The 12293-nt window shown below is 52.7% G+C and carries 12 protein-coding genes and 1 tRNA gene; 6 read left to right on the forward strand and 7 right to left on the reverse strand.

The genetic code is table 11. The features are described 5' to 3' along the window. Positions 1-54 precede the first annotated feature (54 nt). The 3 genes from BJP35_RS19830 (at position 55) to BJP35_RS24670 (ending at position 3295) form a co-directional block, all read left to right on the forward strand. Positions 55-1242, forward strand: coding sequence for an MFS transporter (locus tag BJP35_RS19830; RefSeq protein ID WP_047742940.1), 1188 nt, complete (start codon positions 55-57; stop codon positions 1240-1242). Positions 1243-1866: 624 nt separating this feature from the next. Continuing rightward, positions 1867-2826 (forward strand): hypothetical protein, encoded by a 960-nt coding sequence (locus tag BJP35_RS19835; protein WP_047742938.1) that lies wholly within the window; start codon positions 1867-1869, stop codon positions 2824-2826. 118 nt (positions 2827-2944) lie between these two features. Further along, positions 2945-3295 carry a hypothetical protein gene (locus tag BJP35_RS24670; RefSeq protein ID WP_228176546.1) on the forward strand — a complete coding sequence of 117 codons (351 nt, stop codon included), beginning with the start codon at positions 2945-2947 and terminating at the stop codon, positions 3293-3295. 305 nt (positions 3296-3600) lie between these two features. On the opposite strand, the gene BJP35_RS19845 is transcribed toward BJP35_RS24670, so the two are convergent. From BJP35_RS19845 to BJP35_RS19865, 5 genes are all read right to left on the reverse strand, one after another. Beyond that, positions 3601-3927, reverse strand: a complete 327-nt coding sequence (locus BJP35_RS19845) for an NIPSNAP family protein (protein ID WP_025203613.1) — start codon at positions 3925-3927, stop codon at positions 3601-3603. A gap of 124 nt (positions 3928-4051) precedes the next feature. Further along, positions 4052-4291 carry a DinI family protein gene (locus BJP35_RS19850; protein WP_014170944.1) on the reverse strand — a complete coding sequence of 80 codons (240 nt, stop codon included), beginning with the start codon at positions 4289-4291 and terminating at the stop codon, positions 4052-4054. A gap of 186 nt (positions 4292-4477) precedes the next feature. Continuing rightward, positions 4478-4554: transfer RNA gene (locus BJP35_RS19855), tRNA-Pro, on the reverse strand. A 72-nt stretch (positions 4555-4626) separates the two neighbouring features. Then, positions 4627-6387, reverse strand: a complete 1761-nt coding sequence (gene yejM / locus BJP35_RS19860) for an LPS biosynthesis-modulating metalloenzyme YejM (RefSeq protein ID WP_086463503.1) — start codon at positions 6385-6387, stop codon at positions 4627-4629. A 19-nt stretch (positions 6388-6406) separates the two neighbouring features. Further along, a complete protein-coding gene (locus tag BJP35_RS19865; RefSeq protein ID WP_001135586.1) occupies positions 6407-6634 on the reverse strand; it encodes a YejL family protein in 228 nt (75 codons plus the stop codon). Between the two features lie 134 nt (positions 6635-6768). On the opposite strand from BJP35_RS19865, the gene yejK reads away from it, so the two are divergent. Next, entirely contained in the window at positions 6769-7776 is a 1008-nt protein-coding gene (gene yejK / locus BJP35_RS19870; RefSeq protein WP_014170942.1) for a nucleoid-associated protein YejK, read from the forward strand. Positions 7777-7829: 53 nt separating this feature from the next. Here yejK and rplY read toward each other — a convergent pair whose 3' ends face one another. Together rplY and BJP35_RS19880 are read right to left on the reverse strand one after the other, a co-directional pair. After that, positions 7830-8114 carry a 50S ribosomal protein L25 gene (gene rplY / locus BJP35_RS19875; RefSeq protein WP_014170941.1) on the reverse strand — a complete coding sequence of 95 codons (285 nt, stop codon included), beginning with the start codon at positions 8112-8114 and terminating at the stop codon, positions 7830-7832. Between the two features lie 125 nt (positions 8115-8239). Then, a complete protein-coding gene (locus tag BJP35_RS19880) occupies positions 8240-10000 on the reverse strand; it encodes a DEAD/DEAH box helicase (RefSeq protein ID WP_047742936.1) in 1761 nt (586 codons plus the stop codon). Between the two features lie 151 nt (positions 10001-10151). Here BJP35_RS19880 and rsuA point away from each other — a divergent pair, with 151 nt between their 5' ends. Continuing rightward, positions 10152-10859 carry a 16S rRNA pseudouridine(516) synthase RsuA gene (rsuA, locus tag BJP35_RS19885; RefSeq protein WP_014170938.1) on the forward strand — a complete coding sequence of 236 codons (708 nt, stop codon included), beginning with the start codon at positions 10152-10154 and terminating at the stop codon, positions 10857-10859. A gap of 15 nt (positions 10860-10874) precedes the next feature. Then, complete coding sequence (locus BJP35_RS19890; protein WP_014170937.1) at positions 10875-12071, forward strand: Bcr/CflA family multidrug efflux MFS transporter; 1197 nt, start codon at positions 10875-10877, stop codon at positions 12069-12071. Positions 12072-12293: the final 222 nt, after the last annotated feature.

The raw sequence follows: 12293 nt of genomic DNA on the forward strand, positions 1-12293 counted from the left end.
TCGTATCCTATTCTGTAAGCAGTCAGGCCACTATTTTCAGAGCAGGAGTTACAGATGCTTTCCAGATTTACGGTACTCAGCCGGATCCCTCAAGGGGTCTGGGTAGTGGGTGGCGTCAGTATGTTGATGGACATCTCGTCAGAGAGTATTCACAGCCTGCTTCCGTTGTTTATGGTGACTACGCTTGGAACGAGCGTGTTGGTTATCGGCCTGATTGAAGGGCTCGCGGAGGCTACCGCTCTCTTTATCAAAGTCTTTTCGGGGGCGATTAGCGACTATCTTGGCAAGCGTAAAGGGCTGGCGCTACTCGGGTATGGCCTCGGTGCGCTGAGCAAACCCTTTTTCGCCCTCGCATCCTCTTCGGGGATGGTTTTAGGCGCGCGCCTGATGGATCGTGCGGGGAAGGGGATCCGCGGTGCTCCACGGGATGCGCTGGTTGCAGATATCACCCCGCCGGAACTGCGTGGGGCGGCATATGGCCTGCGTCAGTCTATGGATACCACCGGCGCATTTCTGGGGCCACTACTGGCCGTGGGGTTAATGCTGCTGCTACACAATGATTTTCGCGCGGTTTTCTGGATAGCCCTGATCCCCGGCTTTCTTTCGGTTGCGCTGCTGTATTTCGGCCTGAAGGAGCCGAAAACCCCTGTCGAACATAAACGCACTAATCCCATCAAAAGAGAGAATTTAACGCGGCTGGGAAAATCGTGCTGGTGGGTCATTGGCCTGGGGGCGGTATTCACACTGGCACGTTTTAGCGAGGCTTTTCTTGTCCTCCGTGCGCAACAGTCTGGCGTTCCCCTGGCCTTAATCCCGCTGGTGATGGTGGTGATGAACGTGATCTATTCTTTCTCGGCCTATCCGTTTGGCAAACTCTCTGATGGTATGAGCCATACCCGGCTTCTGCAGTGGGGGCTAGTCGTTTTGATTGCCGCTGATGTCGTTCTGGCCCTGAGTACCCACTGGACCGGTATTATTGTCGGCGTTGCGCTCTGGGGCATGCATATGGGGATGACTCAGGGGCTGCTGGCCGCTATGGTGGCCAAAACAGCACCTGCGGATTTGCGCGGTACGGCGTTTGGTCTTTTCAGTCTGGTCAGCGGGGTCGGGTTACTGATGGCCAGCGTGGGTGCCGGCGCTATCTGGGAACTGTGGGGCGCAGAATATACCTTTTATGCCGGCGCGGTGATTTGTTTGCTGACGCTGCTTTATCTGCGTAAAACGCCTGCCGAAGTGCGGTAAGAATACGGTTATTAAAATGCTTTTCTTTTTTTAGTCGTAAGAATCTGGGCTGGACAGCATTCATGCTGATTCAACCAGCCCTGTCATCAATTGCAATAAATTCCTGCCTCTGTAATTAGCCCCCCCGCTATACCGCCACGTTGTTCAATTATCACACCGCTTATCGCGTGAAATCCGGGTATGTATCCCTCTCTGTATTGCTGACGGTGTCTGGCTTGGGGCCACACGAGCTATGCAGGGACAGGGCGCTTTATCCAGGGGGAGGGATGCTTTTGTTACGTCAATGCACGTGCACTGAAACATTATTTCACTTTTTTTATGCAGGATAATGAACCGGAAAAATTCACCGTCTAAGTGTTATTCACTAAAAAAATGATTGGTTGCGATAACAATAGAGATGTTTTGAAGCGAATTAACAGGGAAATGTAGTGGCTGAGTTGATTGTTATTTCTACGATTTGAATTAGGGATATTGATAAATATCAAATGTGTAATCGTTTACAGTCGTTATTATGCGCGGTTTGAAGTGCTTGTTTCGTTTGTTGAAAAAAGTCCCCGACATGTGCCGGGGTAGTTAATTGTTGTTTCTGTTTTCCCTTAACATAAATTAAAGGTAATTATTGTAATGAACCGCCATTCTATCATTTCTTTATCCGTAATAATTGCGCTTTCATGCGGAAGTGTGAACGCCTTCGCTTCTAATTTCATGACCATGGATGAAAAAGCCACTGCTATTCAGTCGATTCGCAATGAAGCCAATCAGGCCATGGAGGATAAGCAGGCTGCATTAAAGGCTTACAATGCCGACCGTTCACCTGAAAATATGGCCCGTTTAGGGGACATCGAAAACAGCTTACGCACTGCAGGCGATCGTATTAATGCAGTACAGGCAACTGAAACGGCTCCCGATGCGCCGCGACCTGTAACACAAAGAACGCCGCAACCCCTGCAGCAGAAAACGCCACACATTACGGGCACGACTTACCGGAACGCTGTGATTTCAATGCAGCAAGTCACAACAGGGCCAGCCTTACCTGCAGGAACTGCCGTTAACACCCCTGACGCCACCAAAACGTCTGCAGTGGCTGCGCCACAAATCACAGGCACAACTTACCGCGCCGCAGTGGTGTCTATGCAGCAAGCGACAACAGGTCCAGCCTTACCCGCTGGCACGGCGGTTACTGCGCCCTCGCTTACTCATACTCCAGCCACCACGAAAGCCCCTGATAACGTTACAAGTGTTGCCATAACAAAAGACACGGGCTCGATTAACGTTGCTGTGTCCAGTATGAAGCCGGGGACGCCTGTGAATATCACGGTTAATGGTGTCACCACTACCACCACCGCAGGGGAGATCGCCAAAGTCGATCCGAATGTGCAAATCGCAGTTCCGCATGTAGACGCGTTGATCGTCTCTCAGCGTCAGGGAAGCGATCATAGCCGTAATAACTCACGACATGAGCATGGAACGGGGAACGGCAGCAACAATGCAGCCAACAGCAACAGCGCCCACGGCTTAGGCGGTGGCAATCATATTGGTGGTGGTAGCGCTCAGTCTGGCTCCAGAAACGTGGGTCACTGGTGATAGTAAATCTCTTGATGGGGTGGTTTTTGGGGGTTGTCAGTGGCTGGTGTATGGCTGGAATAGTGGCAAACCTGAAAGAAATCAGGCGACAACATGTCGAATTTGGGAAGTATTTTAAGTGAAACCCTTAAAAAAAGCGTTACTGATGAAAAAGGCTCAGTGGACATTCATCATTCTGGCAGCGGTGACTACAACAGCATGTAGCATTGCTTCTCAACCCGAAACGGATGCATTAAGCACCCGGCCTTTCATGGGGGGAAATGGTAAACGTGTTGCGGCAATGTCAGATTTTCAAATCTGCGAGGCGTTGGGCTATGCACAGGCCCACCACGAAACGAAAGTTTACAACACGCTTTCCGCATTGTTGGAGCAACGCCAACAGGCGGGCACGCTCAGGATCGCTCAGGGTGATTGCACCGCAGCAGCGCTAAACGTCATCAATGAGGAAAAGGCCAAAGTGAAACAGTAACGCATCAGGGGGCCTAAACGGGCCCCTTTTTTTCCAGTGAGTTACATGACACGAAATTCCCTTTGCAGAAATACAAAAACAACCCGGAAGGGTTGGTTTTCAAGATTATGTTGGTCGGAAAAACGCTTCTTGGGGATGTCCTCATGTGGCTTATGAAGACATTACAAACATCGCGGTGTGTTAATCAATGGGGAGCAGGGTAGGGTTAGATATGTATCAGCTCAGACTCGTTTTGGCTGTCTCAATACACCGAACCAAACCTAATATGGCAGTAAACGCTCAATCGCGACGTAACAGATTTGGACTTACACTCGTAGCCCATCCACACTTACTCGTGGCAGATCAATTACTGTCTTAATGCTTGTTTCGATGCAGTCAATGATGGACTCACGAGGCCCGCAGCGCCAGTCTGCACTCGCGTAGAAAGAATTAAGCACCGTATTCATATTTTCAATACTTTCAAAGGCTCGAATGAGATAGTAGCAATCAAGATCGTGCAGAGAGTGACCAAACGACACCACATCGATGCCGTGGCGTTGATGTAGGGGAACGCTAATTTCTGCCATGACGTTATGAAAAAATGCTCCGGTGCCTTTGTGTAAATTGTATTGCAGTATCTCGACTGTTTTCATCATCACTGCTCCAGACGTTGGTGTATCGCACTAAGTCGATTGTCCAATGTTATTGTGTTACACAAAGGAAAATTATCAGCTAAAGTCCGCGCCAGTACATTCGATATGAGGGCTTCAACGAAATTTATTCATTTGTAAGCCACATATCAGACTCTTCAAACATATCCTCCAGCATGCGGTTCAACTTTTCACGATCGCTTTTGCTGGCATCGCTATTGAGTCCGTTAGCCTGCATAGGCTTAACCTTCACTTCAGCATCAGGGAAGATGTTATGCACTCGCTTCGTAAGCTCGGCCAATATAATTTCTCTGGCTCCATCCAGGCCCTGAACATTTCGCTTATCGTAAACCAATTCAACAAACATAAAACCTCCGTAATAACTTCAAGTGGGGGGAGGTATTTTTACTGTAAAAATATACAGCGTCAAGCGTGGCGGAGTGTTTTAAGGGGGGGTGTTGACCGTTGGTGCTGAAACTACAGGTAATGATTCCCATCAGAAATTAAGCAATAAAAAAACCAGCCATAGCTGGCTGGTTTTAAAGAGTATTTTTGGTCGGCACGAGAGGATTTGAACCTCCGACCCCCGACACCCCATGACGGTGCGCTACCAGGCTGCGCTACGTGCCGACGCATAAAAAGAATACTACTCGATTCCGTTTTGAATGCAAGGGAATCTGTTGCTAACTGGTTTATAATTAATCAGTTAGCGATAAAGCGCTTCTCATCCGTCAGAACCTGCAGCAGCAGGCTCAGCTGCGGTTTTTGGTCTTTCAACCGCTCACCCTGCAGATTATACGTCTGATACTTCCCATTGTTGTTCAGCACCAGCGTCAGCGCTGGCGTAGTCACCACCAGCGTGCTCTCTCCGGCAGCCGTCACCCAGTTATGGCGGCGGGTGGCACTGAAGAGATCCTGCCCCTGTGAATATTCGTTTGCTGGCGTGCTGACGTGCAGCAGACGTTGCATCAGGGTCGTCATCACATCTTTATGTTCAGTCAGCATATTGATGCGCTGCGCCGGCGTTCCCGGCCAGTGGATCACCAGCGGAACATGCAGATTTGGACGCGACCACTCCATGCTCTTCGTTTCGTCACCCAACGGGATACCATGACCGGCCGTGACGATCACGACGGTGTTATCCAGCTTGCCAGACTCGCGCAACGCGTCGAGCACGCGGCCAATCTGTGCATCAACATTACCGGCAGCGCGGCTGTAGCGGCGCGCAAAGCTTTTCTGATTCGTGTCCTCAAGGTTGGTGCCGTTTAAGGCAACCCACGAGAACCAGCGGTTATCTTCCTGGGCGTAGCGTTGCAGCCAGCTTATCCACTGACTGGCGGTCTGTTCATCTGTCTGGCTCTGTGCCGCCGGCAGTGAGAAGTCTGACAGCAGCGCCTGGCGATAGAGCGCGCTGTTAAAGCCATCCGATGAGAATAGCCCTAACTGATAACCCTGCTGATTAAGCCCGGTGATCAGTGCCGCAGGAATACGGGCGGACAGCACGCCATCCATGTATCCGGCTGAAATGCCGTAGAACAGACCAAAGATACCCGCGTCGGTCGAGTTACCGGAACTCATATGCTGTGTAAACGTCACGTTCTTACTGGCGAAATCAGCCAGAGCAGGCATCTGCTTCTCGTAACGTGAATAATTCAGGCCATCGACGGTGATTAACAGGACGTTTTGCCCGCGGCCCATATCGCGATAGCGTAGTTCGCTCAGCGGATACTGAACGCTGACCGCTTCCGGATTACCCTGTTCGACCAGACGGCGCTGATACTCCTGCGCATCCAGCAGGCCGTGTTTTTCGAGGAAACGGCGGGCCGTCATCGGATAAGAGAGCGGCAGGTTAGCGCGCTGCATGGTAATAGGGCGATAGAAGTTCGCATCCGCCCAGATATACATGATGTGCGAGCTAATAAAGGAGACGAAAAAGAGCGTCGCAACGGGCTTCGCGTAATGGCGGCGCCGGGTCAGGCTGCGCAGTTTTTGCCAGCTCCAGGTGGCAAACAGCATCTCAATAAGCAGGATCACCGGAACGCTGATAAACATCAGCTGCCAGTCACGGGCCGTTTCGTTTTGATCCGGGTTGATCACCAGTTCCCAGACGATGGGGTTGAGATGCAGGTGAAAACGGGTAAAGACTTCGCTGTCGATAAGCAGCAGCGTTATCCCCGCCGTCGCGAGGATAGCGGACAAGAAACGCATGAGCCGCTGCGACATGACGATAAACGTCAGGGGGAACAGGATCAGCAGATAGGTGGCGAAAACCAAAAAGCTAAAGTGACCCACAACGCTCATCCAGGAGTAAATACGCCCGGTTAGCGTTGTCGGCCAGTCTGCGACAAACAGATAACGACAGCCAATGACCGTCGCTAACAGAATGTTGAACAGGGCAAACCAGTGTCCCCAGCTGACCATCTGGGAGACTTTTTCACGGTAGCGCTGACGATTCGTCACCATAAACTGTTGTTCGTTTCCCTTAATGGGCCTGGTCGTCGCTGACGGAGGACTGTAACGCCTGGGCGAAAGATTTGGCGATCGCCTGACGCTGAGCCGGAGCAACGCTGGTATTGATAAGGTTGGTGACCATATTTCCCAAAACCATCAGGGAGAGATCGGTCGGCGTTTTATGTTTTTCCAGTACGTTGACCAGCTCACTGAGCAGTTGTTCAACGTGTTCATCACTGTAGCGGGAATGTTGTGGCATAAATCAAAATCAGTTTGTTGATGAAAGGGCAACATATTACCGTAGCGACAGCTTTTTTTCCCCTTTTTTATCTGTTGTTGCACACATGACCTGGTGGTGGTTGAATACCGCCCGGTCTAAAAGGAGAGTTTATCATGAGTCTGGAAATCAACCAGATTGCCTTGCACCAGCTTATCAAGCGTGATGAGCAAACCCTTGAAGTGGTGCTTCGCGATTCGTTACTGGAACCCACGGCGACCGTTGTGGAAATGATGGCGGAGTTGCACCGCGTCTACAGTGCTAAAAATAAAGCCTATGGTCTGTTCAGCGAAGAGAGCGAACTGGCTGATAGTCTTCGTCTGCAGCGTCAGGGCGAAGAGGATTTCCTGGCGTTTAGCCGCGCCGCCACCGGACGTCTGCGTGACGAACTGGCAAAATACCCGTTCGCAGACGGCGGTATCGTCCTGTTCTGTCACTATCGTTACCTGGCAGTAGAGTATCTGCTGGTCACCGTGCTGAACAATTTAAGCAGCATGCGCGTGAATGAGCAGCTGGATATCAGCTCTACCCATTATCTTGATATCAACCATGCGGATATCGTGGCGCGTATCGATTTAACCGAGTGGGAAACGAACCCGGAATCGACCCGCTACCTGACCTTCCTGAAAGGCCGCGTCGGCCGTAAAGTGGCTGATTTCTTTATGGACTTCCTCGGCGCCAGCGAAGGTCTTAACGCCAAAGCGCAGAACAAAGGGCTGCTGCAGGCGGTTGACGACTTTACCGCCGAAGCGCAGCTCGATAAATCTGAGCGTCAGACCGTGCGCCAGCAGGTGTACAGTTACTGCAACGAACAGCTGCAGGCGGGAGAAGAGATTGAGCTGGAGTCGCTGTCAAAAGAGCTGGCGGGCGTGAGTGAAGTCAGCTTCCAGGAATTTACCGCTGATAAAGGCTATGAGCTCGAAGAGAGCTTCCCGGCGGATCGCAGTACGCTGCGACAGCTCACTAAATTTGCCGGTAGCGGCGGTGGGTTGACCATCAACTTTGATGCCATGCTGTTGGGTGAACGCATCTTCTGGGATCCGGCCACCGATACGCTGACCATTAAAGGCACGCCGCCGAACCTGCGCGATCAGCTTCAGCGCCGCACCTCTGGCGGGAAATAACAGGCATAAAAAAAGCCCCGCAGAAGCGGGGCTTTTTTTCGACGTGTTTGCGATTACGCGCGAACGAAGTCGATGTGAGTGACTTTTGGCTTGAACGCGTGACGCTGAACAGCCTGAACTTTCACTTTTTCTTCTTTACCGCCAACAACGATGGTCAGAACTTCGCTGTAGAATTCAGGTTTGTTCTGCAGGTTCCACACTTTGTCGTGATCCAGTTCGATTGCAACTGGAGCAGCTTCGCCACCGTAAACGATAGCCGGGAACTTGTTAGCGTTACGCAGGCGGCGGCTCGCACCCTTACCCTGCACGTTACGTACTTCTGCTTCGATAGTAAACATTGATTTCTCTCTGTATTTTAAACCCTACTACAGGCGACCCAGCAGCAGGTGAGTGTTCTGCTTCACGGATATGAAGCGGGCGGCATTTTATACTCAAACGCCCCTCACATCAATGAAAAGTCCCCTTAACCGCGCAATTCGTTGGCGCGACGAAAACGGCCTTCGTAATCAAATACCTTTTCCCGAACCTGCCAGAACTGTCCTTTCATACGAGCCACAACAAAATCCGGGTGGCGCAGTAACACCTGCTGGCGCACGATATCGGCCACGGTAATCCAGCGCAGCGGTACACCGGGCGTACGGGTGTGCGGGCGAATAAAGAGTTGTTCGAAGGCCATACGCTGGGCAGGCGTATGTACCCTGAAGCGCTCGCTGACGTCTGCGCCGTCTTCATCGTAATAGGTGATTTTCAGCCACTCGCCTTTGTCATCCGCGCCGGGTTGCAGTGCCATACCGGAACAGCGCAGCACCAGCGCATCTTTTAACTTCAGCGCTGCTTTTAGCATGTCATCAGGATCGACCAGAACCGTATCGCATTCGCGACAGCGACGGGCGGCAATATCGTTTTCCGCATTGCACTGCGGGCAGTTTTTAAAGCGGAAACGGAAATCGCACTGTTCGCGATGTCCTTCGTCATCTTCAAACCAGCCCTGACAGCGGCGGCCAAAATGTTCAATCAGCGTGCCGTCTGCGGTGGTTTTACCCCAGAAGGTGTTGGCAAAACCACAGGCAGGGCAAAAGACCTGAACGGGGACGTTGTCGCTTTTGCCTTTTGGCGTGCCGACTTCCGGAGAGTAGAGATCGTGCGGGTTTCCGGCGTAATCCAGAATAAGACAGTCGGTTTTCCCGGGCGCCAGGCGCAGGCCGCGCCCCACAATCTGCTGATAAAGACTGACCGATTCGGTCGGACGTAAAATGGCAATCAGATCGACATGCGGGGCATCAAACCCGGTGGTTAACACCGACACGTTCACCAGATAGCGGAATTGTTGCGCTTTGAAGGCGTCGATCAGGCGGTCGCGCTCCGGCCCGGGCGTCTCGCCGGTGATTAAGGCCGCGTCCTCGGCGGGCAGCAGCCCGGTAATTTCTCGCGCATGCTCCACGGTGGCGGCAAAGATCATGACCCCTTTGCGCGTCGCGGCGAACTCTTCTATCTGGCTAATGATATGCGGGGTAATGCGCTTTTGCTTTTTCAGCTCCTGGTTCAACTCCGCTTCGCTGAATAACCCGTTGCTCTGCGCCTGTAACCGGCTGAAATCGTACTGCACCACCGGCATGTCCAGCCGCTCGGGCGGCGTCAGGTAGCCATGCTTGATCATGTAGCGCAAAGGAAGTTCATAGATACAGTCGCTGAACAGCGCTTTCTCATCGCCGCGCACCATACCGTGGTAATGGTAGTGATAGATCCAGCCTTTACCCAGGCGAAACGGGGTCGCCGTCAGGCCAAGCAGGCGAAGGTGCGGGTTCACCTCTTTCAGGTGAGTGAGGATTTGCTGATACTGGCTGTCGTCGTCATCGCTGATGCGGTGACACTCGTCGACAATCAGCAGCGAAAATTCACTGCGAAACAGATCAAGGTTGCGGGCTACCGACTGTACGCTGCCAAAGACCACTTTGCCGTGGCTCTCTTTACGCTTTAGCCCGGCAGCGAAAATGTCAGCTTCCAGCCCGAGCGCGCAATACTTGGCATGGTTTTGCGCCACCAGCTCTTTGACGTGGGCCAGCACCAGCACGCGTCCGCGTGCCAGACGCGCCAGTTCGGCGATCACCAGGCTTTTGCCAGCACCGGTCGGAAGCACAATGGCCGCCGGTGCCTGGTGTTTACGAAACCAGGCGAGAGTGGCGTCAACGGCTTCCTGCTGATAAGGACGAAGTGTAAAAGTCATGGGGTCTCGGTTTAGTTATTTCGCATATAGTATGCCACGAAACTTTTTCCCTTGAGTGGCGCAACCAGACCATTATACTGAGCCATTCCAGACTGCTTCTTTTTCGGACCTGTTGTCCGACTTCCAGCACCATTAAGGCTAAAAAGATTTCATGCGACTTGATAAGTTTATCGCTCAGCAACTCGGCGTAAGCCGCGCTATTGCCGGGCGTGAAATTCGCGCCAGCCGCGTTACCGTGGATGGCGACATTGTGAAAGACACTGCGTTCAAACTCCAGCCTGACCATCAGGTTGAATATGACGGCAACCCGCTGACCCAACAGCACGGGCCGCGCTATTTCATGCTCAATAAGCCGGAAGGCTATGTCTGTTCTACGGACGATCCGGATCATCCAACGGTGCTTTATTTCCTCGACGAACCGGTCGCGCACAAGCTGCATGCCGCTGGCCGTCTCGATATCGACACCACCGGGCTGGTGCTGATGACCGACGACGGGCAGTGGTCACACCGTATCACGTCTCCGCGCCATCACTGTGAGAAGACGTATCGGGTGACGCTGGAGTCTCCGGTCGCGGATGACACGGCAGAACAATTTGCCAACGGCGTTCAGTTGCATAATGAAAAAGATCTGACCCGGCCTGCCGTGCTTGAAGTGATCGCGCCTACCGAGGTTCGTCTGACCATCAGTGAAGGGCGCTACCATCAGGTGAAGCGTATGTTTGCCGCGGTGGGTAACCACGTTGTCGGTCTGCATCGTGAACGTATTGGAGCAATTGAACTCGATCCTGAGCTGGCGCCCGGCGAATATCGCCCGTTAACGGAAGAAGAGATCGCCAGCGTTGGTCTGCCTTCGCATTAATTTCAGGAGAACTCTGTGACCACCAGGCCACACTCGTCGTTCAAAATCGTCTTCATTCTTGGCCTGCTGGCCATGCTGATGCCGCTGTCTATTGATATGTATCTGCCTGCGCTGCCGGTTATTTCCGCGCAGTTTGGCGTACCGGCAGGCAGCGCGCAGATGACGCTCAGCACCTATATTCTCGGTTTTGCCCTCGGTCAGCTGTTTTATGGCCCGATGGCGGACAGCTTTGGCCGCAAGCCCGTTATTCTTGGTGGGACCCTGATTTTTGCAGGGGCAGCGGTGGCCTGTGCGCAGGCGCAAACCATCGATCAACTGATTGTCATGCGCTTTTTCCACGGTCTGGCAGCGGCGGCAGCAAGCGTGGTGATCAATGCCCTGATGCGCGATATCTACCCGAAAGAAGAGTTCTCCCGGATGATGTCGTTTGTGATGCTGGTGACGACGATTGCACCACTGGTGGCCCCAATGGCCGGCGGTGCGGTGCTGGTATGGTTCAGCTGGCATGTGATTTTCTGGATCCTGGCGCTTGCCGCGCTGCTGGCCTCGGCAATGATCTTCTTCTTTATTGATGAAACGCTACCCGCGGAGCGCCGACAGAAGTTCCACATCCGAACCACAATGGGGAATTTCGCCTCACTGTTTCGCCATAAGCGCGTGCTGAGCTATATGCTGGCGAGCGGTTTCAGCTTCGCCGGGATGTTCTCATTCCTGAGCGCCGGGCCGTTTGTCTATATCGAACTGAACCATGTTTCTCCGCAGCACTTCGGTTATTACTTTGCGCTCAACATCGTCTTCCTGTTCATTATGACCATCATTAACAGCCGCTTTGTCCGCCGAGTCGGGGCGTTGAACATGTTCCGCGCCGGGCTTTGGATCCAGTTTGTGATGGCTATCTGGCTGGTGCTGAGTGCTTTTACAGGCGTGGGCTTCTGGGCGCTGGTGGTGGGGGTTGCGGCCTTCGTCGGCTGCGTGTCGATGGTTTCCTCCAATGCGATGGCGGTGATCCTCGACGAATTCCCGCATATGGCAGGCACCGCCTCGTCGCTGGCCGGAACATTCCGCTTTGGCATCGGCGCCATCGTCGGGGCGTTACTGTCGATGGCCACGTTTAATACGGCCTGGCCGATGCTGTGGGCGATGGCGTTTTGTGCAACCAGCTCCATTCTTTTCTATCTCTACGCCAGTCGGCCGCGAAAGGTGGCCAGCTAACGCGCAAATAAGGCCCAGTCAGGGCCTTTTTTGTTGACACACATCAACCAAAGCTGCGTTCGTTTACCCTGTGTTTGTTTCTTTTATGTAAAATCTATTTGTGTAAAAAGTCACATCATTGTATTTAAAAAGGTTGAGTTAGATCGCAGAAACGGGTACATATAGCGCCGACGCGAGCCTGAACACCTATAAAAAAGCGCCGAATAGTGCAGGCTGGCGATG

Origin of the sequence: Enterobacter sp. J49, from assembly GCF_002148625.1 — a bacterium.
In the GTDB taxonomy this organism is placed as follows: Bacteria; Pseudomonadota; Gammaproteobacteria; order Enterobacterales; family Enterobacteriaceae; genus Enterobacter; species Enterobacter ludwigii.

Bases quoted from the DNA above. Each gene is read 5' to 3' on its own strand.
- rplY (WP_014170941.1), bottom strand. From the start codon at position 8,114: ATGTTTACTATCGAAGCAGAAGTACGTAACGTGCAGGGTAAGGGTGCG.
- BJP35_RS19845 (WP_025203613.1), bottom strand. From the start codon at position 3,927: ATGAAAACAGTCGAGATACTGCAATACAATTTACACAAAGGCACCGGA.
- yejK (WP_014170942.1), top strand. From the start codon at position 6,769: ATGAGTCTGGAAATCAACCAGATTGCCTTGCACCAGCTTATCAAGCGT.
- BJP35_RS19835 (WP_047742938.1), top strand. From the start codon at position 1,867: ATGAACCGCCATTCTATCATTTCTTTATCCGTAATAATTGCGCTTTCA.
- BJP35_RS19865 (WP_001135586.1), bottom strand. From the start codon at position 6,634: ATGCCACAACATTCCCGCTACAGTGATGAACACGTTGAACAACTGCTC.
- rsuA (WP_014170938.1), top strand. From the start codon at position 10,152: ATGCGACTTGATAAGTTTATCGCTCAGCAACTCGGCGTAAGCCGCGCT.
- yejM (WP_086463503.1), bottom strand. From the start codon at position 6,387: ATGGTGACGAATCGTCAGCGCTACCGTGAAAAAGTCTCCCAGATGGTC.
- BJP35_RS19850 (WP_014170944.1), bottom strand. From the start codon at position 4,291: ATGTTTGTTGAATTGGTTTACGATAAGCGAAATGTTCAGGGCCTGGAT.
- BJP35_RS19880 (WP_047742936.1), bottom strand. From the start codon at position 10,000: ATGACTTTTACACTTCGTCCTTATCAGCAGGAAGCCGTTGACGCCACT.
- BJP35_RS19830 (WP_047742940.1), top strand. From the start codon at position 55: ATGCTTTCCAGATTTACGGTACTCAGCCGGATCCCTCAAGGGGTCTGG.